25 protein-coding genes are annotated in these 24,214 nt (G+C 62.7%); 18 read left to right on the forward strand and 7 right to left on the reverse strand.

The genetic code is table 11. The features are described 5' to 3' along the window. The 8 genes from RWT78_RS16735 to trmD form a co-directional block, all read left to right on the forward strand. Window positions 1-310, forward strand: a 310-nt coding sequence (locus RWT78_RS16735; RefSeq protein WP_314676769.1) for a P-II family nitrogen regulator, incomplete at its 5' end; no start/stop codon positions are given. After that, the gene (locus RWT78_RS16740) at window positions 300-2,807 is read left to right on the forward strand and encodes a [protein-PII] uridylyltransferase (RefSeq protein ID WP_003942689.1); all 2,508 of its coding nucleotides are present in this window, start codon (window positions 300-302) and stop codon (window positions 2,805-2,807) included. The genes RWT78_RS16735 and RWT78_RS16740, both read left to right, overlap by 11 nt. Window positions 2,808-2,922: 115 nt before the next feature. Continuing rightward, window positions 2,923-4,500: a signal recognition particle protein gene (ffh, locus tag RWT78_RS16745; protein WP_003942713.1), complete on the forward strand. Its 1,578-nt coding sequence runs from the start codon at window positions 2,923-2,925 to the stop codon at window positions 4,498-4,500. Between the two features lie 3 nt (window positions 4,501-4,503). Then, a complete protein-coding gene (locus RWT78_RS16750; protein WP_050656640.1) occupies window positions 4,504-5,586 on the forward strand; it encodes an amidohydrolase family protein in 1,083 nt (360 codons plus the stop codon). A gap of 209 nt (window positions 5,587-5,795) precedes the next feature. Beyond that, window positions 5,796-6,266, forward strand: coding sequence for a 30S ribosomal protein S16 (gene rpsP / locus RWT78_RS16755; RefSeq protein ID WP_003942818.1), 471 nt, complete (start codon window positions 5,796-5,798; stop codon window positions 6,264-6,266). Continuing rightward, window positions 6,263-6,505: an RNA-binding protein gene (locus tag RWT78_RS16760; RefSeq protein WP_003939023.1), complete on the forward strand. Its 243-nt coding sequence runs from the start codon at window positions 6,263-6,265 to the stop codon at window positions 6,503-6,505. The genes rpsP and RWT78_RS16760 overlap by 4 nt, the downstream gene beginning before the upstream one ends. 14 nt (window positions 6,506-6,519) lie before the next feature. After that, the gene (gene rimM / locus RWT78_RS16765; protein ID WP_050656639.1) at window positions 6,520-7,092 is read left to right on the forward strand and encodes a ribosome maturation factor RimM; all 573 of its coding nucleotides are present in this window, start codon (window positions 6,520-6,522) and stop codon (window positions 7,090-7,092) included. A 9-nt stretch (window positions 7,093-7,101) separates the two neighbouring features. Continuing rightward, window positions 7,102-7,806 (forward strand): tRNA (guanosine(37)-N1)-methyltransferase TrmD, encoded by a 705-nt coding sequence (trmD, locus tag RWT78_RS16770; protein ID WP_003942745.1) that lies wholly within the window; start codon window positions 7,102-7,104, stop codon window positions 7,804-7,806. On the opposite strand, the gene RWT78_RS16775 is transcribed toward trmD, so the two are convergent. Next, on the reverse strand, window positions 7,803-8,378 hold the full coding sequence (locus RWT78_RS16775) for a dihydrofolate reductase family protein (RefSeq protein WP_070162251.1): 576 nt from the start codon (window positions 8,376-8,378) through the stop codon (window positions 7,803-7,805). The genes trmD and RWT78_RS16775 overlap by 4 nt on opposite strands. Before the next feature lie 68 nt (window positions 8,379-8,446). On the opposite strand from RWT78_RS16775, the gene RWT78_RS16780 reads away from it, so the two are divergent. Next, complete coding sequence (locus RWT78_RS16780; protein WP_003942695.1) at window positions 8,447-9,025, forward strand: TetR/AcrR family transcriptional regulator; 579 nt, start codon at window positions 8,447-8,449, stop codon at window positions 9,023-9,025. A gap of 4 nt (window positions 9,026-9,029) precedes the next feature. On the opposite strand, the gene RWT78_RS16785 is transcribed toward RWT78_RS16780, so the two are convergent. Then, window positions 9,030-9,476, reverse strand: a complete 447-nt coding sequence (locus RWT78_RS16785) for a GtrA family protein (protein ID WP_003942705.1) — start codon at window positions 9,474-9,476, stop codon at window positions 9,030-9,032. After that, entirely contained in the window at window positions 9,473-11,671 is a 2,199-nt protein-coding gene (locus RWT78_RS16790; RefSeq protein WP_003942788.1) for a membrane protein, read from the reverse strand. Before RWT78_RS16790 ends, RWT78_RS16785 begins: the two co-directional genes overlap by 4 nt. 172 nt (window positions 11,672-11,843) lie before the next feature. On the opposite strand from RWT78_RS16790, the gene RWT78_RS16795 reads away from it, so the two are divergent. Both RWT78_RS16795 and rffA read left to right on the forward strand, forming a co-directional pair. Beyond that, window positions 11,844-12,830 (forward strand): glycosyltransferase, encoded by a 987-nt coding sequence (locus tag RWT78_RS16795; RefSeq protein WP_003942691.1) that lies wholly within the window; start codon window positions 11,844-11,846, stop codon window positions 12,828-12,830. Then, a complete protein-coding gene (gene rffA, locus RWT78_RS16800) occupies window positions 12,820-13,962 on the forward strand; it encodes a dTDP-4-amino-4,6-dideoxygalactose transaminase (RefSeq protein ID WP_003942806.1) in 1,143 nt (380 codons plus the stop codon). Before RWT78_RS16795 ends, rffA begins: the two co-directional genes overlap by 11 nt. 26 nt (window positions 13,963-13,988) lie before the next feature. Here the strand turns inward: rffA and RWT78_RS16805 are convergent, their stop codons facing one another. Beyond that, window positions 13,989-14,975 carry a serine hydrolase gene (locus RWT78_RS16805; RefSeq protein WP_007729299.1) on the reverse strand — a complete coding sequence of 329 codons (987 nt, stop codon included), beginning with the start codon at window positions 14,973-14,975 and terminating at the stop codon, window positions 13,989-13,991. A 75-nt stretch (window positions 14,976-15,050) separates the two neighbouring features. On the opposite strand from RWT78_RS16805, the gene RWT78_RS16810 reads away from it, so the two are divergent. The 6 genes from RWT78_RS16810 to RWT78_RS16835 all read left to right on the forward strand — a co-directional run bounded on the left by RWT78_RS16810 (window position 15,051) and on the right by RWT78_RS16835 (window position 20,746). Next, entirely contained in the window at window positions 15,051-17,390 is a 2,340-nt protein-coding gene (locus RWT78_RS16810; protein ID WP_314676787.1) for a Tex family protein, read from the forward strand. Between the two features lie 104 nt (window positions 17,391-17,494). Further along, the gene (locus RWT78_RS16815; RefSeq protein ID WP_003942742.1) at window positions 17,495-18,382 is read left to right on the forward strand and encodes a hypothetical protein; all 888 of its coding nucleotides are present in this window, start codon (window positions 17,495-17,497) and stop codon (window positions 18,380-18,382) included. Between the two features lie 89 nt (window positions 18,383-18,471). Further along, on the forward strand, window positions 18,472-18,813 hold the full coding sequence (gene rplS, locus RWT78_RS16820) for a 50S ribosomal protein L19 (protein WP_003942791.1): 342 nt from the start codon (window positions 18,472-18,474) through the stop codon (window positions 18,811-18,813). 55 nt (window positions 18,814-18,868) lie between these two features. Next, the gene (lepB, locus tag RWT78_RS16825; RefSeq protein ID WP_003942787.1) at window positions 18,869-19,672 is read left to right on the forward strand and encodes a signal peptidase I; all 804 of its coding nucleotides are present in this window, start codon (window positions 18,869-18,871) and stop codon (window positions 19,670-19,672) included. A 50-nt stretch (window positions 19,673-19,722) separates the two neighbouring features. Next, on the forward strand, window positions 19,723-20,403 hold the full coding sequence (locus RWT78_RS16830) for a ribonuclease HII (RefSeq protein WP_314676790.1): 681 nt from the start codon (window positions 19,723-19,725) through the stop codon (window positions 20,401-20,403). A gap of 37 nt (window positions 20,404-20,440) precedes the next feature. Beyond that, the gene (locus RWT78_RS16835; RefSeq protein ID WP_314676792.1) at window positions 20,441-20,746 is read left to right on the forward strand and encodes a DUF2469 domain-containing protein; all 306 of its coding nucleotides are present in this window, start codon (window positions 20,441-20,443) and stop codon (window positions 20,744-20,746) included. An 84-nt stretch (window positions 20,747-20,830) separates the two neighbouring features. Here RWT78_RS16835 and RWT78_RS16840 read toward each other — a convergent pair whose 3' ends face one another. The 3 genes from RWT78_RS16840 to RWT78_RS16850 all read right to left on the reverse strand — a co-directional run bounded on the left by RWT78_RS16840 (window position 20,831) and on the right by RWT78_RS16850 (window position 23,417). Next, the gene (locus tag RWT78_RS16840; RefSeq protein ID WP_050656825.1) at window positions 20,831-22,012 is read right to left on the reverse strand and encodes an RtcB family protein; all 1,182 of its coding nucleotides are present in this window, start codon (window positions 22,010-22,012) and stop codon (window positions 20,831-20,833) included. Between the two features lie 97 nt (window positions 22,013-22,109). Beyond that, complete coding sequence (locus tag RWT78_RS16845) at window positions 22,110-22,328, reverse strand: hypothetical protein (RefSeq protein WP_003942716.1); 219 nt, start codon at window positions 22,326-22,328, stop codon at window positions 22,110-22,112. 81 nt (window positions 22,329-22,409) lie between these two features. After that, a complete protein-coding gene (locus RWT78_RS16850; protein ID WP_314676795.1) occupies window positions 22,410-23,417 on the reverse strand; it encodes an iron-siderophore ABC transporter substrate-binding protein in 1,008 nt (335 codons plus the stop codon). A 143-nt stretch (window positions 23,418-23,560) separates the two neighbouring features. Between RWT78_RS16850 and RWT78_RS16855 the strand changes: the two genes are divergently transcribed. After that, a partial coding sequence (locus RWT78_RS16855) for an AraC family transcriptional regulator (RefSeq protein ID WP_314676797.1) occupies window positions 23,561-24,214 on the forward strand: 654 nt, incomplete at its 3' end.

The raw sequence follows: 24,214 nt of genomic DNA on the forward strand, positions 1-24,214 counted from the left end.
GTTCACGCTCGAGGACGTCAAGACCGGACTCGAGCAGGCCGGAGTGCTGGGTATGACAGTCAGCGAAGTTCAGGGCTACGGCCGACAGAAGGGCCACACCGAGGTGTACCGAGGCGCGGAGTATTCCGTGGACTTCGTACCCAAGGTCCGGGTCGAGGTCGTCGTCGACGACGCGGCCGTTGACAAGGTGGTCGAGGTGATCGTCGAGGCCGCTCGAACCGGCAAGATCGGTGACGGCACGGTGTGGGTCTCGCCAGTCGAGTCGGTCATCCGGGTTCGCACCGGGGAACGCGGTGGCGATGCACTCTGACCCGAAAGGGTCCGAGAACTTCGGCCCTGGTTCCGTCGCGAAAGCGACGGGGCCAGGGCCGGTCTCGTCAGGGGGATCCGACGAAGCTGCGGACCTGGCCCGCGCACGCAAGGCCCTACTCACCGGAGGCGTCAAGAACAGGAGGCTCGACGCCCCCGCGCTGCGACATGCACTGGTCGATCTGCACGAATTCTGGTTGACCACCAAGGGGACCGAACTGGGCATCAAACCGGATTGTGGGTTTGCCATCGTCGCCGTGGGTGGTCTCGGCCGACGCGAACTGTTGCCGTATTCCGATCTCGATCTGATTCTGCTGCACGACGACATGGACCCAGCAGTCGTGGCCCAGGTTGCGGACAGCCTGTGGTACCCGCTGTGGGACGCGCACATCAAACTCGACCACAGCGTGCGGACGCTTCCGCAGGCGCTTCAGGTTGCGGCCACCGACATGACGGCAGCACTCGGAATGCTCGAAGCACGCCACATTGCCGGCGACGTGGAGCTGAGCAACCTGTTGATCAGTGGTGTCCGACGACAGTGGCGCATGGACATCCGCAGCCGATTCGACGAATTGATCACCCAGACCCGTACGAGGTGGGAGCGCAGCGGCGAGATCGCCCATCGCGCCGAACCGGATCTGAAGAGCGGTCGTGGCGGGCTGCGTGACGTCCAACTGCTCAACGCCCTGTCCATCGCGCAATTGACCGACGGGATGCCGGGGCTGGGACCCAACTCGCCCGGCGGCGGTCTGGCACTCGCGCACAGGCGGTTGCTCGACGTGCGCACCGAACTTCACCGCGTTGCCGGTCGCGCCCGCGACCAACTGCGAGCACAGGACGCCGACGAGATCGGTGCGGCGCTACGGATCGGTGATCGCTTCGATCTGGCCCGCCTTCTCAGCGAATCGGCGCGCACCATCAGCTATTCGGTCGACGTCGGTATCCGTACCGCCGGAAACTCCTTGCCCCGGCGTGGTTTGTCGCGGCTGCGTCGCGCGCCGGTGCGGCGGCCACTGGACGAGGGCGTCGTCGAGCATGCCGGCGAAGTAGTTCTGGCGCGCGATGCGAGACCGAAGAAGGATCCCGGTCTGGTGATGCGGGTCGCGGCAGCGGCGGCCACCAACGGCATGCCCATCTCCGCGTCGACGCTCAATCGCCTGGCCGACAACGCCCCGGAACTGCGTGAGCCGTGGCCGAAAAATGCAGTCAACGATCTCTTGGTCGTGCTGGGTTCGGGATCGCGTGCGGTTCCGGTGATCGAGGCGATGGACCGGACCGGGCTCTGGGGTCGACTCCTGCCGGAGTGGGGGACCATTCGCGATCTTCCGCCGCGCGACGCCGTCCATACGTGGACGGTGGATCGGCACCTGGTCGAAACCGCCGCGTATGCAAGCGGATTCACCACTCGCGTCGCTCGGCCGGATCTGCTCATGCTCGGTGCGTTGATCCACGACATCGGGAAGGGGCGAGGGGGAGACCACAGCGTCGTCGGTGCCGAATTGGCCACCGCGATCGGAAATCGCTTGGGACTCTGGCCTTCCGACGTCGCGACGTTGACGGCGATGGTGCGCTACCACTTGCTGTTGCCGGAAACCGCCACCCGTCGCGACCTCGACGATCCGGCAACGGTGCAGCGAGTGGTCGACGCACTCGAGGGAGACGGGACCCTTCTCGATCTCCTGCATTCGTTGGCGGAAGCGGATTCGCTGGCCACCGGGCCTGGTGTCTGGGGCGACTGGAAGTCGTCGTTGATCGGCGAGCTGGTGCGTCGTTGTCGTTTGCTGATGGCAGGGGAGGAGCTCCCGCAACCCGATCCACTCGCTCCCGAGCAATTGGCCATCGCCGAGGAGGGCGGGGTTCACGTCTCGCTCGTTCCGGCCGAGAATGCGCACACCTACGTCGTGACCGTCATCGCGCCCGACGCTCCCGGGCTGCTGTCTCGGGCTGCCGGAGTTCTGGCGCTGCAGTCCTTGCGGGTGCATTCCGCATCGCTGGGGTCGCATGCAGGTTCGGCGGTCAACTCGTTTGTCGTGACGCCGAGGTTCGGCACACCCCCGCAGGCGGTGCTGCTCCGGCAGGAATTGATCCGGGCTTCGGCCGGTGAACTGAATTTGCTCGAACTTCTCGACGCGAAGGACGAGGAGGCACGGGCAGAGCAGTGGGACGACCCGATCCAGACCAACAAGGATTCCGCGGTTCCGGTGCTCTATGCGCAGGCGCCACCGCGGGTCATCTGGTTCGACGCGCCCGGTGACGGTCAGGCGATCCTCGAATTGCGTACCGAGGACCGCGTCGGCCTGCTCTGCCGACTGGCCGCAGCACTCGAACACAGTGGAGCCGACATCCGGTGGGCGAAGGTCGCCACCTTGGGTTCCTCGGTGGTCGACGCGTTCTGCCTCGACTTCGGTGAGGCCGATACCCGCGCGGCGCGAGAGCGCGTCGAGGAGGCGGTGCTGGCGGTGGTTCCGGTGCCACAACCCAAGAAGAAAGAGGATTGACGGACCGGTTTCGGCAGTTACGCCCGCATCGGCTGGGATCGGTGCGGGCGTAGCGGCTAGGCTGGTGCCCGAGAATATCCACGGCTAACTCGCACGACCTTCAGGAGCGCACTCGGTGTTCGAATCCCTTTCCGACAGATTGACCGGATCTCTCAAGGATCTGCGTGGCAAGGGTCGTCTGTCCGGCGCCGACATCGACGCTACGGCCCGCGAGATCCGCCTTGCCCTGCTCGAGGCCGACGTAGCGCTTCCCGTAGTGCGCAGCTTCATCGCCAAGATCAAGGAACGTGCCAAGGGCGCCGAGGTCTCGGGTGCACTGAACCCGGCTCAGCAGGTCGTCAAGATCGTCAACGAAGAACTGGTCGAGGTTCTCGGCGGTGAAACCCGTCGACTGCAGTTCGCCAAGACGCCGCCGACGGTCATCATGTTGGCCGGTCTGCAGGGTTCCGGTAAGACCACGCTGGCCGGAAAGTTGGCCAAGTGGCTCAAGGATCAGGGGCACACGCCCCTCCTCGTCGCCTGTGACCTTCAGCGTCCCGGCGCCGTCACTCAGCTTCAGATCGTCGGTGAGCGTGCAGGCGCCGCAGTCTTCGCGCCGCACCCCGGCACCTCCATCGGCGGCGGCGAGAATGCACTGGGCGTTTCCGCAGCCGACCCCGTCGAGGTCGCCCGCGCCGGCGTCGAAGAAGCACGCAACAAGCATTACGACGTCGTGATCGTCGACACCGCCGGTCGCCTCGGTATCGACTCGGAGCTGATGGCGCAGGCCGCCGGTATCCGTGACGCCGTCAACCCGGACGAGACCATCTTCGTCCTCGACGCCATGATCGGTCAGGACGCGGTCAGCACGGCCGACGCTTTCCGTGAGGGAGTCGGCATCACCGGTGTCGTCCTCACCAAGCTCGACGGCGACGCCCGCGGTGGCGCCGCGCTGAGCGTCCGCGAGGTCACCGGCCAGCCGATCCTCTTCGCCTCCACCGGCGAGAAGCTCGAAGACTTCGACGTCTTCCATCCCGATCGCATGGCCAGCCGGATCCTCGGCATGGGCGACGTCCTGAGCCTCATCGAGCAGGCCGAGCAGGTTTTCGACGCCGATCAGGCCGAAGCCACCGCAGCGAAGATCGGTTCCGGTCAGCTCACCCTCGAAGACTTCCTCGATCAGATGATGGCCGTCCGCAAGATGGGCCCGATCGGCAACCTCCTCGGTATGTTGCCGGGTGCCGGCGGCATGAAGGACGCGCTTGCCAACGTCGACGAGAAGCAACTCGATCGCATTCAGGCCATCATCCGCGGTATGACGCCGGCCGAGCGCGACGATCCGAAGATCATCAACGCCTCACGCCGACTGCGCATCGCGAACGGTTCCGGGGTCAAGGTTTCCGACGTCAACCAGTTGGTGGACCGTTTCTTCGAAGCCCGCAAGATGATGGCTGCCATGGCCGGCCGTATGGGCATGCCCGGCGCGCGTAAGCAGGTTCGCAGCAAGAAGGGCAAGAAGGGCAAGAAGGGCGGCAAGGGCCCGACGCAGCCCAAGATGCGCGGAGGATTCCCCGGCATGGGCGGATTCCCGGGTATGCCCGGCGGAATGCCGGCCGGCATGCCCGACCTGTCGAACATGCCCAAGGGTCTCGATCAGTTGCCGCCCGGACTGGAAGGCATCGATCTCTCCCAGCTCAAGCTGCCCAAGAAGTAGTCGGTGGCTGCGCTTCATCTGCGGGGTATCGGTCTGCCCGATGCCGAGCCGATCGAATTGTGGATCGTCGACGGGCTGATTTCCTTCGAGCCGGTGTCCGGTGCGGAGACGATCGTTGAATCGGGTTGGATCACACCGGGTCTCGTGGATGCGCACTGTCACGTCGGTATCCGCTACGGCGGTGGCGGGGGCGAAACCGTCGACGGCTTGCTGGGGCAGGCGAAGACCGAACGTGACGCGGGCGTGCTGTTGCTCCGCGACGCCGGATCGCCGGTCGACACCAGGTTCATCGACGAGCGCCTCGATCTGCCGCGGATCATTCGCGCAGGTCAGCACATCGCAGCACCGAAGCGGTACATCCCGGGCCTGCCGGTCGACCTGGACGACGAATCTCAGTTGCCGGCCGAGGTGGTGCGTCAGGCACGCGCCGGTGACGGTTGGGTCAAGCTCGTCGGGGACTGGATCGATCGTTCCATCGGTGACCTCGCCCCGTTGTGGAGCGACGAGATTCTGGTCGAGGCCATCGCTGCCGCCCATGCCGAAGGCGCAAGGGTCACCGCTCACGTCTTTGCCGAGGATGCTCTGCCCGGCCTGATCAACGCCGGCATCGACTGCATCGAGCACGGCACCGGATTGACGGACGCGACCATCGAGTTGATGGTCGCTCACGGCACGGCCTTGGTTCCGACGCTGATCAACATCGCTACTTTCCCCGAGATCGCGGACTCTGCCACGCGGTATCCGATCTACGCGGCGCACATGCGGGATCTGCACGCTCGTCGACATCGGACGATCGGTGCCGCTCACGAGGCCGGGATTCCGATCTATGCCGGAACGGATGCCGGCGGATCGATCAGGCACGGGCGGATCGCCGACGAGATCGCCGAACTCGAAGTTGCCGGTCTGACGGCGCATCAGGCGCTGGGCGCAGCCTGCTGGGACGCGCGGAGTTGGTTGGGTGCGCAGGGGATCGAAGAAGGAGCGCCCGCCGACCTGGTGGTTTATTCCGAAGATCCGCGCGGAAACCCCGATGTGCTCGCGAAGCCGATGCGTGTGATCCTCCGCGGAACCCCCGTGAGTGGTTAGGGAGTCCCCGCACTCTCGAAGCGCGCACAGGGTGGTTTCCGAACGAGCCCACCCATCTGGCACAATGGACCATTGTTCGTCGCAACCGGTTACGTACCGCTGCGACGGTCACAGGATAGAGGCAAAACCGGGCTCACAAATCGTGTGGGTCGCTGAATTGCACGTGACATGCGCAGCACTGTTGTGCGCGCTGAAGGAGAACTGCAGCTGTGGCTGTCAAAATCAAGCTCACCCGCCTCGGCAAGATCCGCAACGCTCAGTACCGCGTTGTCATCGCCGACTCGCGCACCCGTCGTGACGGCCGTGCGATCGAGACCATCGGCAAGTACCACCCCAAGGAAGAGCCCTCGCTGATCGACATCGATTCCGAGCGCGCTCAGTACTGGCTGTCCGTGGGCGCACAGCCCACCGAGCCCGTCGAGGCACTCCTCAAGATCACCGGTGACTGGCAGAAGTTCAAGGGCCTGCCGGGCACCGAAGGCACCCTGCGCGTCAAGGAAGCCAAGCCCACCAAGCTCGAGCTCTTCCAGGCTGCGCTCGCGCAGGCCGAGAACGAGCCGGTTGCAGAAGCAATCACCCCCAAGAAGAAGAAGGCTGCAAAGGCTGACGAGGCCAAGGCAGAAGACACCGCGGCTGACGCCGAGGCTCCCGCTGCAGACGCCGAGGCTGCTGACAAGTGAGTGCCGTCGTCGCTGATGCGGTAGAGCATCTCGTGCGTGGCATCGTCGCCAATCCCGACGATGTGCGCGTCGAGCTGATCACCGGACGTCGGGGACGGACCGTCGAGGTGCACGTGCACCCAGACGATCTCGGCAAGGTCATCGGTCGGGGTGGTCGCACTGCGACCGCTCTGCGGACCTTGGTCTCCGGCATCGGTGGCCGCGGTATCCGTGTTGATGTCGTCGACACCGATCAGTAGACGGCAGTAAACAGGTGGAACTCGTAGTCGGTCGTGTCGCGAAGTCGCATGGCATCAAAGGTGAATTGGTAGTCGAGGTTCGTACAGACGAGCCCGAAGATCGTTTTGCCGTAGGTTCCGTGCTGCGTGGGCGCAAGCCGCGCGAGTCCACACTGAAGTCGTACACAGTGGAAGCCGCCCGGGATCATTCCGGGCGGCTTCTGCTGCGCCTCGAAGGCGTCAGTGACCGTGGCGACGCAGATGCGTTGCGCGGCACACTGTTTGTCATCGACAGTTCCGAACTCGAGCCTTCGGATGATCCGGACGAGTTCTACGATCACGAACTCGAAGGACTGAAGGTCGTCCTCACGGACGGCACCGAGATCGGTTCGGTCATCGAGGTATTGCATTCCGCCGCAGGTGAATTGCTATCGATTCGCCGCGCCGGTGAGACGTCCGGTGAATTGCTGATCCCGTTTGTCGCAGCCATCGTCACCTCGGTGTCGATCGCCGACGGCGTCGTGGTGATCGAGCCCCCCGAGGGACTGCTCGACCCGGACTTCGGTGACAAGTCGAACAGCGACAATTCGAACGCCGACAGCGACTGATCGCTTGTCATGCGTCTCGATGTAGTCACCATCTTTCCCGAGTATCTCGAACCGCTTCGTGCTGCCTTGCTGGGCAAGGCAATCGAACGCGGCTTGATCTCGGTCGACGTCCACGATCTGCGGTCGTGGACCCATGACGTACACAAAGCCGTCGACGATTCCCCGTACGGCGGCGGACCCGGCATGGTCATGAAACCAACCGTCTGGGGCCCGGCACTGGACGACGTGATCGGGCGCTCCGATTCTTCCGGCCCCGATGATGCCGAGACCATTCTGGTGGTGCCCACTCCCGCCGGCGTTCCGTTCACCCAGGAGACCGCGCACCGCTGGTCCAACGCCAAGCACCTCGTCTTCGCCTGCGGCCGATACGAAGGTATCGATCAACGGGTTTTCGACGACGCCGCCAAGCGGGTCAGAGTCGAAGAAGTCAGCATCGGCGATTATGTCCTGATCGGCGGAGAAGCAGCGGTGCTGGTGATGGTCGAGGCTGTCGTGCGACTGATGCCCGGCGTTCTCGGCAATCAGCTGTCACACCAAGAGGATTCATTCTCCGACGGCCTTCTCGAAGGGCCTAGCTACACTCGCCCGGCTGTGTGGCGCGACCTCGAAGTTCCGCCGGTGCTTCTCTCCGGTGATCACGCGAAGATCAAAGCGTGGCGCCATGAGCAGTCGCTGCAGCGCACGGCCGAGCGTCGACCGGATCTTCTTCCTTAGGTATTTCGCTTCAACCAGGTGATGCTTGCGCCGTCGTCGAGCGATTCGGTTGCAGTCGGTGTGAACAGTGTCGGCTCGAAGTTACCTCTGATCATCGGTATGCCTGCGCCGGCGACTACCGGATACCTCTTGATGATCAACTCGTCGATCTCCGGTAGTAGTTCGCCGGCGAGAGTTCCGCCGCCACACAGCCAGATATCTTGTCCTTCTTCCTCTTTGAGAGATCTGACTACCCCGAGCGGATCGGCGCGAACGATGGTGACGGGGGGATCCTCGGCGTCAGGGATGGTTGTGGAGACGACGAACTGACGCAGGTGCGCGAAGGGGCTTTTCACTCCGGCGGCCAGCCCGGGCTCGTAGGAGCCGCGGCCCATGACGACCGTGTCGAAGGTCCTGTTGGGCGCGTCCTCGATTCCGAGAGCGGGCCGCACATGCGTTGGCACGGTTTCAGGATATCGATCGCATATCCAGGCCGTGATCTGTTCGGAGACCGGGAGGAAATCGAATTCGCCACCAGGCCCCGCGATGTATCCGTCGAGGGAAGCTCCCACGTAGTACACAAGCTTTCGCATATAACGCTCCGTTCGTAGTACTATGTTTGTAGTGGTTTAACTTAGGGTCGTGTCAGGAGTGATGTCAAGTGCGAAAGAACCCGGAACGCCGGCTTGCCCTGATCGACGCGGCAATCGAGGTGTTGGCCCGAGAGGGTGCTCGAGGCTTGACGTTTCGAGCCGTCGACGCCCAGGCAGCAGTGCCGAACGGGACAGCGTCGAACTACTTCTCCAATCGCGACGACCTGCTCACTCAAGCGGGTGGCCGGATCTACGAGCGACTGATTCCGGAGGACCTCGAAGGGATGATCGATCCCGTCAACGGCACCGATCGTGAGCGCCTGGTGACGCTCATGCTCGACGTGGTCGAGCGCGTCACCTCGTTCGGAACGGGTTTCCTCGCGCTCATGGAGTTGCGACTGGAGGCGACGCGTCGACCGGACCTGCGAGCGGTGCTGACCGTCCGCATCCGAGAAGACTTCGATCTGAACGTAGCCAATCATCTGGCGTCGGGCGTGCCGGGTGATGCGATGACCGTTCGCCTGCTCTATTTGTCGCTGAACTGGCTCGCACTGGATCGCCTCACATTGCCGAACCTGTTCGGAGAGGAAGATATTCGGACGATCGTCGAGGCAGCGGTGGATCGAGCGCTACCCCGCGAATCGTAGAAGGTCAGTGCCGTTCGGCAGGTTTGCGGCGGAACGAGAAGTATCGATGACCGAAGAAGCTCACACCCGCAACGATCAACATGACAACCGCCTGGGCGGGAAGCGGCGGGGCATGCAGAATCGACACCGCGATTGTTCCGAGTATCAGATTCAGCACCAGGCCACCGGAATTGACGACGATGAACGCTCCCAGGTCGCGTGCCACATGTCCGCGGACGCGGAAAACCAGAGTCCGATGCAGAACGAAAGCGATGAGCACGCTGATGGAGTACGCGCCGATCACAGCCACTTGATACAGATCCTTGTTGTCGAGGATCAGTGACCAGACCACGAAGAGCACGTATCCGATCGCCGTATTAGCCACTCCGACAATGGCAAATGCGATGGGCTGATGCTTGACCACGCGAAGCAGTGGGCCGGGGTTCTCGGGTGATGCGATGTCTTCGGTCATGAAGACTCGGTTTTCACGGTGTTGATCCCGTCCTTGCGTCGGGTCCGCAGATACATCCACTCGAGCACGCCGAGTCCGAGGACTCCGGCGACCATCGAAGCGCCGCCGACCTTCCATCCCGGGGGACGCCACGTCAGGACAAGTTCCGCGTCTTTCGTACCGGCTGGAACGTCCACGGTGACAAAGGACTTCGCGACGACGTCGATCGGGACAGGCTGACCGTCGATGCTCGCCCGATATCCGGGCCAGCCGAGCCGTGCGAACACAACCTTGCCGCCGGTCTCCGAACTGACACGAAGGGTGCTCGACATGTTCGATTCCGCGATCGACGTAGCCTCGACGCCGTGGGCGTCGGCGATGCGTCCGTTGCGTGTCGAGACGGGGCCGTCGACGCGTTCGAGTACCGAGATGTAGTTCTCGTGTCCGGGGTAGTCGACCCATTTCCATCCGTCGGGAGCCGGGTTCTTGCGTGCATCGGGGTAGAGAGCGTTCTGAAGTACGACGCGGTCCACGTTCATCAGGTCGACGATGGTGCGGCCGGTGGTGGGTTCGACGGTGAATGCGCGCCGAAAGGCGTCGGGGCAGACGCTCATGTCCCAGCGCATGCAGAGCAGATCACCGAAGTAGAAGTGCCCGTTGGGGGTGTAGCCGCTGGTGTAGGTCAGTTCGAGGTCTTTGGGGTAGTTGCCGAAAGCCAGGGAACCGTACGCTCCGTCGAGGGTTTTGTCCCCGGGGGCGATGAGTGCACGGTCGCCCAGTTGCAGTGTCGTGCCTTCGAAGTCGGGGAAGGCCTCTTTCATCTCCGAGCGGGATTCGGGCAGGTTCCAGCTCATCGGGGTTGGTTGCGCGGCCCGAACCTGGGCGTAGGCGATGGGGGAGACCGCGACGATCGCTACGAGGCATGCGAAAGCAGTGCCTTTGGTACGGCCGAGCCAGACCATCGCGGCGCCGAGTGCGGCAACGAGCAGGGCTGAGATCACATGCCATTTCGCGAGCCCGGGAGCTGCCGAGGCTGACCGAATCAGAAGCAGGCCCACGAGGATTCCCGCTGCAACGCAGCGCCCGCGCAACTTGTCGGTCGTGGCGTAACGCCCGAGCAGGATGCACACCAGAAGCAGGAGTCCGATGGCCACCATCGGAAGTACGCGCGCGGGCCACCGCAGTGGGCCGATCGTGCTCGGCCCGGCAGTCCACATGAGGACGGCGACCGTGAAGATCCCGACGGCGGTCAATTCGCGTGCCGCGGCGCGTGCCTTGCCCCAGTCGATGAATGCCAGGGCGGGTATGAGGAACCAGGCGATGTAGACCATGGGCATGGTCTGGATGTATCCCCACCACGAGGTGAACGCGGGCATCGTGCTCGGCAGGCTCGCGTTCAGCGATTCCGACCACGGGACGGCGAGGAATGCATCGTTCTTGACTTCGGATGCACCGCGCCAGGTGACGTCCGCGGTGAGCAGGCTCGGCAGATACGTCGCGAGACCGGCCAGAGCGGCACACGCGGACACCGCCAGAAGCCGCAGTGACGGCAGCCAACGCCGCTGATAGACAACTTCGCCGATTGCGACCGCGCCGATCATCAAGCCGGATTCGACTGCGGGGAAAACATATTGGACCGACATCGCGAGATACAAGAACACGAAGGTCGGGATCGGACCGCTCTTACCTCGGGCGTAGCGGATTGCCGACGCCCACGCCTGAACCATCCAGGCAGTGCCGGTGAAGGCAGTCATCCAACTGGCCGAGTCGAAGAACAGCAGGAAACCGGTGAACGGAATCGAGACGCCGGCGACGGCAGCCCACGTGGGCTTCGAGCCGTACTCGAGGCAGATCCGATAGACGCCGAGTGCAAGGATGATCGCGAAGATCAACTTCACGATCGTCGCGTACAACGCCAGGTTGTCGAAGGACGGTGCGATCAGGTCGATCAGGAGTTGCGGTGGATTGAGAAGGCCTGCTTCCTCGATCGCGTAGTTGCCCGCCATCCAGTTCTCGGGGACGAGCACCGGGAGGTGTCCTTCTCGCAGACTGCGGCCGAGCATGACCCACAGCGGCGCGTATTGGGACTCGGTGTCGTCGGTGTAGAAGTGACGAGCATTCGCGAGCACCACGGCCAGATAACCGGCGATGACACCGATCGCCGTGACGGCGCCCCACTTGTACACGTCTGCCCGGGCGAGAGTGCGAGTTTCCACCACGAGTTCCAGACCTTAACAGGGCAGGTGGGGCGTACGGAGACGCGAGCGCGTCACGCGCCGCCGGCATCCGAAGTCAAGACATCTCTGCGTGTTAAAGTTCGCGACGGTGTGGGCCCGATCGTGCCTGTCTCTCGGCGCCAGTCGAGCCCCCTGAAGGGAGTGGAAGCGAGTGCACTCGATTTCCGTCGTAGTGCCCGTTTATCAGGGCGAAAAGACGATCACGGCGCTCGTCGAGGAGTTGGACGGCCTGGGCACACCGAGTGCGACGCCCGGTGGAGCGCAGTTCTCCGTCGACGAGATCGTGCTGGTTCACGACAACGGCCCGGACCGCTCCGACGTCGTGTTACTCGAATTGGAGCGCCGTTTCGAGCAGGTGCGTGTCGTGTGGCTCAGCCGCAACTACGGCCAGGACGCGGCGACCATCGCCGGCATGGCCGCTGCAACTGGACAGTGGATCGTGACGATGGACGAGGACGGCCAGCACGACCCGGTGCACATCGGGGCTTTCCTCGACACCGCGCTGACGGAGCGATCCGATCTCGTGTATTCCAAACCCACGAACACACGCCCGCACGGATTCTTGCGGAACCTGACCTCGCGCGGCGCAAAGATCGTCTTGGCGACGGTATTCGCGTTCCCTGATTCGACGAGATTCGAAAGTTACCGCCTGATCCGCGGTGACATCGGCCGACAGTTGGCCGGCGTCGCGGCCAACGGCGTGTATCTGGACGTTGCGCTGACGTGGGTTGTCGGTAACACGGCCACGGCGCCGGTGACACTTCGAGCCGAAGGCCGCGAAGAATCCGGGTACAACTACCGCCGTTTGTTCTCGTTGTTCTGGAAGATGGTGTTGTGTAGCGGAACACGCGGTCTGCGTCTGGTCAGCCTGCTCGGAGTCACCCTGGCGTCGGCCGGTGTGATCATGGCCGCGGTGATCTTCATCGGCGCCATGACCGGCGACAACAATGATCCCGAAGGATGGGCGTCGATCATCATGGCGCTGCTGGTCTGTTCGGGTGCGATCCTGTTCTCGCTCGGGCTCATTGCCGAATATCTCGGTGTGGCACTGCACGTCCTTGTCGGAAAGCCGCTGTATCTGACTGTCGACTCCCCGCGGCCCGGAACCTCGATCGATCGGCGTAGTCGTGAGCACTGATCGCATCATCTTCTCCCGCCCCTATCGGGCATCGAACGAATTGTCGAATCTGGCAACGGTTCTGGAGTCCGACCACATTCACGGTGACGGACGTTTCACCAAGTCCGCGACTGCAGCGCTCAAGGCGATCACCGGATCCACGCATGCTCTGCTGACCACCTCGTGCACGCATGCACTCGAATTGGGTGCGCTGCTGCTCGAATTGGGCCCGGGCGACGAGGTAATAGTTCCGAGCTTCGCGTTCAGTTCGGCGGCGACCGCCGTCGCGTTGCGCGGGGCCACTGTTGTTTTCGTCGACATCGATCCGAGTACCGGCAACATCGACCCGGCGTGCGTCGCGGCGGCGATCACCGAACGCACCAAAGCTGTACTGGTCATGCATTACGGCGGAGTCGCCGCGGACATGGAACCTCTCCTCGACCTCGCGGAACTCCACGGCGTTGCGTTGATCGAAGACAACGCCCACGGGCTCGGCGGAAAGTGGCGCGGGCGCTCGCTCGGCACCATCGGAACTATCGGAACGCAGAGTTTTCACGACACCAAGAACGTTCACTGCGGTGAGGGCGGCGCGCTGTTGCTCTCCGACGATCAGTTGATGACTCGCGCCGAAATCATCCGTGAGAAGGGGACCGACCGTGCGCGTTTCCTGCGCGGGCAGGTCGACAAGTATTCGTGGCAGGACATCGGGTCGAGTTATCTGCCCAGTGAACTCAATGCCGCCGTCCTCGACGCACAACTCTCTGAGTTCGACGCGATTCAGGCGGCGAGGCATCGCGTCTGGGACGCCTACAGCGTGAGTCTGGGCGAGTGGGCGGCCGCGAACGGTGTCGTGCCCATGGCGGTGCCCGATGATCGCGAGCACACTGCGCACCTGTTCTATCTCAAGATGCCGACCGAAGAGAGCCGTGACGGCTTGATTCGGCACCTTGCCGGTGACGGAATCGTGGCGCCGTTCCACTACGTTCCGCTCGATACGAGTGCGGCCGGTGTGCGCTACGGACGAACACCGCAGCCGTGCGTGCGTAGTGCCGAGTTCTCCGCGTCGATCCTTCGACTGCCGCTGTGGCCCATGCTTACGTTCGAACAACAGGACCGTGTCATCGGTTCGGTGCTCGAGTACAAGCAGGCTTGAGGACGAACACGACCGCGTGGATCGAATCAGGGCCCGGAAGCTTCGGGCATCGCCGAATCCGCGGTCGTGGATGCCGCTGCCCAGTCGTCGATGCTTCCGCTCGGGAAGAGAATCTGCGTGACGCCGGTGACCGTGTCGCGTGCGTGCAGTGCACTTTCGTCGTCGACGGCATCGGTGAACGAGGTGTCGGGATAGAAGCTGTCCTCGTCCGTGTACTGGACGTCTTCTCGCGAACCGATCGCGATGATGTATCGGTTGTCGTCACCGACGATGCCGGTGGACAGATGGATCCACTTGTCCTCGACACAGCACATCCAGCCCTGTTTGACTCCTATGACAGGCTCGCCGAACAAGGCCTCGGGCAATCCGAACCTCTGGTCGTAACCGTCGGTTCCTTCGGGAGTGGATTGCCGCAGGTACTCGACGAACTGCTCGACCCGTTCAGGTCCGAGTTGATCGGAGTCGTCGAGGACACCGCTGTAGAAGGTGACCAGGTCACGTGTCGTGGTTTCGGTGTTCCACCACATTCCGTCCCAGGGCGGCGTCGTCGCGGTCAGTGCGTAACGCTCGGCGACGCGGGTGATCACCTCTTGGCCGCCGACCTCGTCCCACAGGAGGTTGGCTGCGGTGTCGTCGGAGGATTCGAGCATCGCCGCCATGAGGGTGCGATCGTCGTCCGTGATGGGTCGCTCACCGCGCGCATCCTGATGAAGTAGATCCTCGGCGATGAAAAGTTTTGCCACCGAGGCTGTTTCGATCTGCTGGTCACCGGCGACGTCGAGGTACTTGTCCGAGGAGCGGTCGAGGATGGCGATGGAGACGTCCGCACCACGCCCGAGCGCAGCCACCTGAGCCTGTCCCAGACGGCCGTCGAGGGTCTCGGCTACCGGAACATTGGTGTCGGGAAAGGCGGGGGTCTGCATCGGATCATCCGGGTTCTGTCCACCGCTGCACGAGGCCGCAAAAGTAACTGCGGCCACCATTGCGGCAATCCGGACGTACCGCGTACTCATCTGTTTCCCCCGGTAGCCCTGACACGGCACTGTTGCCGATCTTCTTGTCTCAGGATAGCGGTAGGGTCGGATCTCGTGATTCTCAAGACCGTGAACCAGCGCATTGCCGAGGAACTCGACGTCCGCGAAGGCCAGGTTGCAGCAGCAGTCGACCTTCTCGACGGCGGAGCCACGGTGCCCTTCATCGCCCGGTACCGCAAGGAAGTCACCGGCACGCTCGACGACGCCCAGCTGCGACTCCTGGACGAGCGGCTGCGGTATCTCCGCGAGCTCGACGACCGTCGTGACGCCGTGCTCACGGAGATCGACTCTCAGGGCAAACTCGACGATCAACTGCGCGGTCAGATCATGCTGGCCGAGACGAAAGCGCGGCTGGAGGACATCTACCTCCCCTTCAAGCCGAAGCGGCGCACCAAGGCGCAGATCGCCCGCGAGGCCGGCCACGAGCCCGTCGCCGATGCTCTCATCGGAGATCCCACCACCGATCCCGCGCAGTATTCGGACGAGCAACTCGACGGTGCCCGGTCGATCCTCGTCGAGCGCTTCGCCGAGGACGCCGATCTGGTCGGTGAATTGCGTGAGCTGATGTGGAATCGCGGCCAGGTCGTCTCCTCGGTCCGCAAGGGCAAGGAAACCGATGGCTCGAAGTTTGCTGACTACTTCGAGTTCTCGGAACCGTTCTCCAAATTGCCCTCGCACCGCATCCTCGCCGTCCTGCGCGGCGAGAAGGAAGAAGTGCTGTCGCTCAACATGGCGGCAGACACCGAAGAACTCGCGCCGGGGGAGCGCACGGTCTACGAAGGCCGCATCGCGTCGCGGTTCGAGATCGCCGACCGTGGTCGGGCCGCCGACGGGTGGCTTCTCGACACCGTCAAGTGGGCGTGGAAGACGAAGTTCGCCGTCACGCTCGGTATCGACACTCGGATGCGTCTGCGGCAGTCGGCCGAAAAGGACGCCGTCGACGTCTTCGCCACCAACCTCAAGGATCTACTCCTCGCAGCTCCCGCCGGCGCCCGACCCACCATGGGACTCGACCCCGGATTCCGCACCGGAACGAAGGTTGCCGTCGTCGACGGAACCGGCAAAGTTGTTGCCTACGAGACGATTTACCCGCACCAGCCGCAGAACAAGTGGGACGCGGCTCTCGCGACGCTTGCCGGACTGGTCGCCGAACACGGCGTCGAACTGATCGCCATCGGCAACGGCACGGCCTCACGCGAGACCGACACGCTCGCTACCGAACTGATCAAGAAGACCGGCGCGCCCAACCTGACCAAGATCGTCGTCTCCGAGGCAGGCGCATCGGTGTACTCGGCTTCGGCCTACGCGTCGCAGGAACTTCCCGACCTCGACGTCTCGATTCGCGGTGCGGTGTCCATTGCGCGTCGCTTGCAGGATCCGTTGGCGGAGTTGGTCAAGATCGATCCCAAGTCCATCGGCGTCGGTCAGTACCAGCACGACATCACCGAATCGCTGCTCTCGCGTTCCCTCGACGCCGTCGTCGAGGATGCCGTCAACTCGGTCGGCGTCGACGTCAACACCGCGTCCGTGCCGCTGCTTGCTCGGGTGTCCGGAATTGCAGGATCCCTTGCAGAGAGCATCGTCGCGCATCGGGACCAGAACGGTCCGTTCAAATCCCGCAAGGGTCTCAAGGATGTCTCCCGCCTGGGACCCAAGGCATTCGAGCAGTGCGCAGGCTTCCTGCGGATCACCGACGGCGACGACCCTCTCGATGCGTCGAGCGTCCACCCGGAGGCATATCCGGTGGTTCGCAAGATCGTTGCGAGTGCAGGGGGGGACGTGCGCACCGTGATCGGAAACTCGCAGGCACTTCGATCGGTCAAGGCGTCCGACTACGTCGACGAGCGATTCGGTCTACCGACCGTCACCGACATCATCTCCGAGTTGGAGAAGCCGGGACGAGATCCACGACCCGAATTCAAGACCGCAACCTTTGCCGCAGGTATCGAGAAGGTCGCGCATCTCAAGCCCGGCATGACTCTCGAAGGCGTGGTCACCAACGTCGCAGCCTTCGGTGCCTTCGTCGACATCGGAGTTCATCAGGACGGTCTGGTTCACGTCTCGGCGATGTCACACAACTTCGTCAAGGACCCACGCGAGGTCGTCAAGTCAGGTGACGTCGTCAAGGTGAAGGTCCTCGAAGTGGACGAGGCACGCCAACGCATCGGGCTGACGCTGCGTCTCGACGACGAGGTGGGAGCGCCCCGCAAGTCCGAAGGCCAGCGAGGTGGGCAACCTCAGCGTCAGGGCCAGCCGCAGGGCCAGCGTCAGGGGCAGGGTCAGCAACGAGGTGGCGGCGGACGCCAGGGCGGACGCGAGCAGCGACCGGACAACCGCGCGCCTGCTGCCGGGTCGATGGCCGACGCTCTGCGCAAGGCGGGCTTCGGCAAGTAAATCCGTCCGCCGGGTTTTCGAAGTCCGTATCGTCACAATCGAGTCGGTTGGCGGTATGAATCCGATCAGGGTCGGATCATGAATTCGGTGAAGGGAGGACAGTGATGCGGGAGTGGCTCGAGCGCGAGATCATCGCCCATGGCCGATTGCCGTTGCTGTTCTTCCTGCTCGGGTTCCTGTCCGCCTTCCTTTTCATCCGCCTCAGCGTCCGGATGATTCGCGCGCAGGTGAAATGGTGGCCGGGCAACATCGCGCCCGGAGGCCAGCATGTGCATCACGTCGTGTTCGGTGTGATCGCCATGATGATCTCCGGTGGTGCGTTGATCGCGGTCTACGTCGATGGTTCGCAGACCACCGGTGCCGTCCTGGCGGCGATCTTCGGTATGGGTGCGGCGTTGGTGCTCGACGAGTTCGCACTGATCTTCTATCTGAAGGATGTGTACTGGTCCGAACAAGGTCGGACCTCGGTGGATGCGGTTTTCGTCGCGATCGCCGTGACCGGCCTGGTGCTGCTGGGTTTCCGCCCGCTCGAACTTCTCGACGTCGCCGGATTTCGTGAAGAACGCGATCCGTGGATCAAGTTGGTCTTCGTTTTCGTCGCGTTGATCAACTTCGCCTTGGCAGCCATCGTGATTCTCAAGGGGAAGATCTGGACGGGGCTCGTCGGTCTGTTCGTTTTCCCGTTGCTGGTAATCGGAGCGGTTCGCCTGAGCCGGCCGGGTGCACCGTGGGCTCGCTGGCGGTACACGCGCAAGCCGAAACGGATGAACCGCGCGCTCGAACGTGAACGGAAATGGCGTCGGCCCGTCATCCGGGCCAAGATCTACGTTCAGGATCTGATTGCCGGATCGCCGAGCGTCGAACATGCGATGACCGCGGCCGAGCAGGAACTGGACCACACCATCCACGCAGCTCCGCCGCCACCGATTTCCCCGCTGGTATCCGCGTCTGGCACAATGGACGGGTTGCCTGGACCAGGCAGCAGCACTTGATCTGGGCACGAACCAGACGAGCGCCGTTTCGGGAGACCGAAACGCGTGCCGCTCGGTTCCTCTGCTCCTGCGAAATACAAGGATGACATATGAACACCCTGGACTTCCTGGACAAAAAGTCGCTCCGCGACGACATCCCCGAGTTCCGTCCCGGCGACACGCTCAACGTGAACGTCAAGGTTATCGAAGGCTCCAAGGAGCGCGTGCAGGTCTTCAAGGGCGTCGTTATTCGTCGCCAGGGCGGCGGCGTTCGCGAGACCTTCACCGTCCGTAAGGTCTCCTTCGGCGTCGGCGTCGAGCGCACCTTCCCGGTTCACAGCCCCACGCTGGCCTCCATCGAGGTTCTGACCCGCGGTGACGTCCGTCGCGCCAAGCTGTACTACCTCCGTGAGCTTCGTGGCAAGAAGGCGAAGATCAAGGAAAAGCGCTGATCTTTCCGATGAGCCCGGCACCGCGTACGCGCGGTGTCGGGCTAATCTGGTTTCTGTGGCAGATTCTTCGAAGGAGCAGGCATTGTCGTCCGGACCCGAGAATCACGAGGGATCAAGCGGTTCCGCGGAACCGACCTCACATCGGCCGCAGAAGAAACAGCGATCGTTTCTGCGAGAACTCCCTGTTCTGATCGGCGTAGCGCTGGTACTCAGCATCGTCCTTCAGGCATTTGTCTTCAGAGTTTTTCTCATCCCATCCGAGTCGATGGAACCGACACTGCACGGCTGTGCAGGATGTACCGGTGACCGCATCGTGGTGGAGAAGATCGGATACCGCTTCGGCGATCCGGAACCCGGCGACGTCGTCGTCTTCAAGGGACCCGATTCGTGGAACACGAAATATGTGTCCAATCGGTCCGACAACGTTGTCGTCCGCGGCATTCAAGAGGTCGGTTCGTGGGTCGGCCTCGTTCCGCCGGACGAGAACGACTTGGTCAAGCGAGTGATCGCTACCGGCGGCCAGACCGTCGAATGCTGCGACGATCAGGGCCGAGTCCTGGTCGACGGCAAGCCGCTAGACGAGCCGTACATCAAGATGGATTTCCCGTTCACCCCGGGAACACAGACGTGTGACACCGAACTGAAGTCGGGCCGCTGCTTCGGGCCGATCACCGTTCCCGAGGGCCACGTGTGGGTCATGGGTGACAACCGCAGCAATTCCGCCGACTCGCGCTACCACGTCGACGACGAGTTCCAGGGAACCGTCCCGATCGACAACATCATCGGTCAAGCTCGTTTCATCGTTCTTCCCCCGTCGCGAATGGGCGGCATCGATGCGCCTGATATTCAGGGCAACTGAGTTGTCGGACCGCACAAATGGATTCGCGTAGTTCCGAGTAGGCAGAGACAGTGAGTAGTTGGCCCCCTCGCGTTGTCATTCGCAGATCGGCAGGTCTGCGGACGATGGAGTCTGCGTTGGCGCGAACCGGACTCGGTCCGGTCGCCGGCGTCGACGAAGCCGGTCGCGGAGCGTGCGCTGGTCCACTTGTCATTGCAGCGTGTGTCCTGGCGCCGAAACCGCAAGCAGCCCTCGCGCGGCTCGACGATTCGAAGAAGCTGACCGAACGTGCGCGCGAGGAGCTTTTCCCGGCGATCAAGCGCTTGGCTTTGGCGTGGAGTGTCATCTCTGTTCCCGCTGCGGAAGTCGATCAGATCGGCATCCACGTCGCCAACATCGAGGGGATGCGGCGAGCAGTTGCGGGCCTCGAACTCGAACCGGGCTACGTTCTCACCGACGGATTCCGGGTTCCGGGTCTGACGGCTCCGTCGCTACCCGTCATCGGCGGTGACGGCGCCGCTGCATGTATCGCTGCGGCAAGCGTTCTCGCGAAGGTGACCCGAGATCGTGTGATGACCGAGATGGACGACACTCATCCCGGATACGGCTTCGCGATTCACAAGGGATACAGCACGCCACTGCACATGGACGCACTCGACGAGCTGGGGCCGTGCCCCGAGCACCGCATGACCTATGCCAACGTGGTGGCTGCGGGAGTCCGGTTGGAACAACGCGCGGGCCGTACGGGATGATGGACGTTCAGACGAACTGGGAGGACTGGCTAAACCGATGAGTGCCGAGGATCTCGAGAAGTACGAAACCGAGATGGAGCTGTCGCTCTACCGTGAATACCGGGACATCGTCGGACAGTTCTCCTACGTCGTGGAGACCGAACGACGTTTCTACCTGGCCAACACGGTCGAGTTGCTGCCCCACAATTCAGACGGGGAGATCTACTTCGAGCTGCGGATGTCCGACGCCTGGGTGTGGGACATGTACCGCCCGGCGCGATTCGTGAAATACGTACGCGTCGTGACCTTCAAGGACGTCAACATCGAAGAGCTGGACAAGCCGGATCTGCGCCTTCCTGAATGATCTGCGCTTGCGGGAATTATCTCGACAACGACGTGCCCCGCGTATAGGGGGGGGGCACTTCGTATTTCGCGGAGTTGTGCGGGGTCAGTTGCCCTTGACGTTCACAATCTGACGCAGCGTGTGTCGAATCTCGACCAAGTCCTTCGCGTCGTCCATCACGACGTCGATGTCCTTGTACGCACCCGGGATCTCGTCGAGGAACGCCGCGGAACGCTTGTATTCGATGCCGACCATTGCCTTGTCGAGATCTTCGATGGTGAAGGTCTTGCGTGCCTGGTTACGTCCGTACACCCGACCCGCGCCGTGGGGGCTGGACTTGAACGACGGTACGTTTCCCTTCCCGACGACGACGTAACTCGCCGTCCCCATCGAACCGGGGATGAGCCCGGGCGTGCCCTCGTCTGCCTTGATCGCACCCTTACGACTCAGCCACACACCCCTGCCCATGTGGAACTCCTTCTGGGTGAAGTTGTGGTGGCAGTTGATCCGCTCGACTTCGTCGATGATCGCGGGCTTGCCGTCTCCCATGAAATGCGCGAAGTCCTTCACGACGCGGTCCATCATCTCTTCGCGGTTGAGCAGAGCGAAGTGCTGAGCCCAGTTGAGATCGGTGATGTACGAGTCGAATTCGGGTGTCTTCTCGACCAGGTAGGCAAGATCCGGATCGGGAAGGTTGATGTACCACCGCTCGCACAAGTCCTTGGCGATCTTGATGTGATGCTGCGCGAGCTTGTTTCCGATACCGCGGCTTCCCGAGTGCAGGAACAGCCAGACGCCGTCGCTTTCATCGAGTGTCACCTCGATGAAGTGGTTACCAGAGCCCAGCGTTCCGAGCTGAAACCTCCAGTTGTTCTTGAACTTGTCGTAGAAGGCCAGGCGATCGCCCGCCATTGCCTCGAGTTCTGCGATGCGGATTTTCGCCGTGTCGCTCAGCGTCTTGTTGTAGACACCTGCCGAGAGCGGAACGGAGCGTTCGATGCTGTGGCGAAGTACGCTCAGGTCGCGGCCTTGAAGGTCGCGTGCGTTGAACTGGGTTTTGACCGCGATCATTCCGCAGCCGATATCGACTCCGACGGCGGCGGGCATGATTGCGCCTTCCGTCGGAATGACCGAACCCACCGTCGCTCCCGCACCGAGGTGCGCATCCGGCATCAATGCCAGATGTGGACGGACAAAAGGCATCTGGGACGTGCGCAGCGCTTGCTCGCGAGTGTTCTCGTCGAGTATCGATGCCCAGTTCCACAGCCTCTTGGTGATCTTCTCCATCAGATTTCTCCCACATAGTTCACAGCCGAACCGATCGGTCCGGTGTGTCGTGCAGGAATGACCATGCGCTCGGTCAGTGGTTGTGTGCAACCCCTTTTCAGGTTCGCAGGCCGTCTGCGAGTTCGTAGATTCGTCCGACGTACTTCTCCTGGAAGGCTTTTCGGGCAGCATCTGCCTGTTGCCGTGCGCCCATCTGGGAGTAGAGGTACTCGAGATGAACCAAACTCTCGCCGATGTCGACGCGTCGCTGGTCGAGAACCGTCAGCTCGTCGACCAGTCGAGCCAGATCTAACGCGGTGTCCGGTACCTCGTCCATGGTGATCCTCGATGTCCGTGAGTGCTTCCTAACCCCGAGGCTAACACTCTTCGAACATATTTTCGATACCTGCCCTGTTGTTTACTTCGACAACGTGGCTGTCAGTTGGTCGATGGCATACGGAATGCTCAGGACGGTATTGCCGGACATCGCCGCGCCGACGGGTGGATCTGCGGTGTACCGCACGACTATCGCATTTCCGTTCTTCACAGCGGGTAGCCGCTGGTAGAGAGTGTTGCCGGCGAGGGCCTTCTCTCCCTCCGGATCGGCCATCACGATCAAACGATCAACGGGTTCGAGGATGTCGTATCGCTCGTTCGGCAGCCAGTCACCGAACTGGTCGCCGACGAATGCGTCGACCGTCGGGGGGAGGGTGAACCCGAGTGACGAGAGGAAAATGCCGCGTGGGTCGTGCGACGAGAACACGTATCCCTCGGGAGTGTCGAGGTTGACGATCGTTGCGGTTTGCCCGGCAAACTCCGGGTGTGCAGCGCGAGCGGCGGCAAACGCGTTTTCGGTGTCCGTGATCAGTTGCTGAGCTTGTGGTCCTTTGCCGAGGGCGCGCCCGGCGGTGAGCGTCATGTCGGTCCACGGCGTTGTGTATGCGTCGTAGTCCTTGCTCTGTGCGACAGTCGGCGCAATCGAGGTCAGCTTCTTGTAGGTTTCCGTGTCGATGTCGGCGTACAGCGCGAGGATCAGATCTGGTGCGAGGGAGGCGATTTGCTCGAAGTTGAAGTCTCCGCCGCTGTTGATGTAGGTCGGAGTCTTTCCCTTCCAGTAATCCTTCGTCCACGGCCAGCTTTCATCCATGCCGGACCCCCACCATTCGGCCATGCCGACGGGTTCAACTCCCAGGGCAAGCAGTGGTTCGTGATCGGTGTATCCGAGTGTGACGACGCGCTGTGGTGCGGCGTCGATTGTCGTCGCACCCAGTGCGTGCTCGATCGTCACGGGGAATGCGTCGTTGCTCTGGGGCGCTGATGCGGTGTCGACGCCTTGCGAGGTTCCGCAGGCAGTCGAGAACCCGATGATCGCGGCCGTCGTGAGTAGGGCGGCGAGGATTCGGGTGCTACGTGAGGGCACGTGCATGCTCCTTCGGAGTGGTGGGCGAATGATCTGAGCTCCGCATGAAGTGCTGAACTGGTCGCGTCAGCAATAAAGTGAGGCTAACCTTTGCAGGATCGTCGGTCCATCCTTCAGGATGGACTCGGATACGCCCAGAAAGACGCAAAATGTCCACTATCGAGTACTCGACTCGCCCAAAGTCCTTGCTAGCGCTGCCCGATAGTCGCGGACGGACATTCAAAGATTTTCAGGTCTACACCAACGTCGTCGACGGAGTGACTGCGTACGGAGCTCATCGACACCCCGAGCATCAGATCGCCTGGATGAGTGAAGGGACCATGCAGATCGCTGCCGGAGGCAATGTGTGGCACCTGCACGGCGAGCACTTGGTCTGGTTGCCGGGCACCGTTCTCCACGACATGACACTTCTGACGGAGGGGTGCATGATCGCGGCTTATGCGCGTCCGGATCTACGCCCTGGCGGGCCCAGGTGGACTCAGCCACTGGTTCTCGAAGTCGATGCTTTGTCTGCTCAATTGCTGCGGCATCTCGCCGATCGGACCATCGACGATGCTCGGCGATTGATGAGTCAGGAGTTGCTCTACGACATTCTTGCTTCAGCCCCCGAACGGCACGACGTCCTCGCGGTTCCTCGCAATGCTGCGGCGAGTTCGGTTTCTGCCCGCATCCTTGCCGATCCGGCAGACTCACGGACGCTTGGGGAGTGGGCGGGCGAACTCGGGGTCAGTTCCAAGACCTTGATGCGAGCCTTTGTCGCCGATACCGGGATTACCTTCGGACAGTGGAGGACTCGCGCCCGA

The organism is uncultured Rhodococcus sp. (assembly GCF_963525155.1).
In the GTDB taxonomy this organism is placed as follows: domain Bacteria; phylum Actinomycetota; class Actinomycetes; order Mycobacteriales; family Mycobacteriaceae; genus Rhodococcus_F; species Rhodococcus_F qingshengii.

Excerpts from the sequence above, each read along its gene's own strand:
- trmD (WP_003942745.1), top strand. The coding sequence starts at position 7,102 with ATGCGTCTCGATGTAGTCACCATCTTTCCCGAGTATCTCGAACCGCTT.
- RWT78_RS16850 (WP_314676795.1), bottom strand. The coding sequence starts at position 23,417 with ATGCACGTGCCCTCACGTAGCACCCGAATCCTCGCCGCCCTACTCACG.
- rplS (WP_003942791.1), top strand. The coding sequence starts at position 18,472 with ATGAACACCCTGGACTTCCTGGACAAAAAGTCGCTCCGCGACGACATC.
- RWT78_RS16835 (WP_314676792.1), top strand. The coding sequence starts at position 20,441 with ATGAGTGCCGAGGATCTCGAGAAGTACGAAACCGAGATGGAGCTGTCG.
- RWT78_RS16815 (WP_003942742.1), top strand. The coding sequence starts at position 17,495 with ATGCGGGAGTGGCTCGAGCGCGAGATCATCGCCCATGGCCGATTGCCG.
- RWT78_RS16785 (WP_003942705.1), bottom strand. The coding sequence starts at position 9,476 with ATGACCGAAGACATCGCATCACCCGAGAACCCCGGCCCACTGCTTCGC.
- RWT78_RS16840 (WP_050656825.1), bottom strand. The coding sequence starts at position 22,012 with ATGGAGAAGATCACCAAGAGGCTGTGGAACTGGGCATCGATACTCGAC.
- RWT78_RS16805 (WP_007729299.1), bottom strand. The coding sequence starts at position 14,975 with ATGAGTACGCGGTACGTCCGGATTGCCGCAATGGTGGCCGCAGTTACT.
- RWT78_RS16845 (WP_003942716.1), bottom strand. The coding sequence starts at position 22,328 with ATGGACGAGGTACCGGACACCGCGTTAGATCTGGCTCGACTGGTCGAC.
- RWT78_RS16775 (WP_070162251.1), bottom strand. The coding sequence starts at position 8,378 with ATGCGAAAGCTTGTGTACTACGTGGGAGCTTCCCTCGACGGATACATC.
- RWT78_RS16740 (WP_003942689.1), top strand. The coding sequence starts at position 300 with ATGCACTCTGACCCGAAAGGGTCCGAGAACTTCGGCCCTGGTTCCGTC.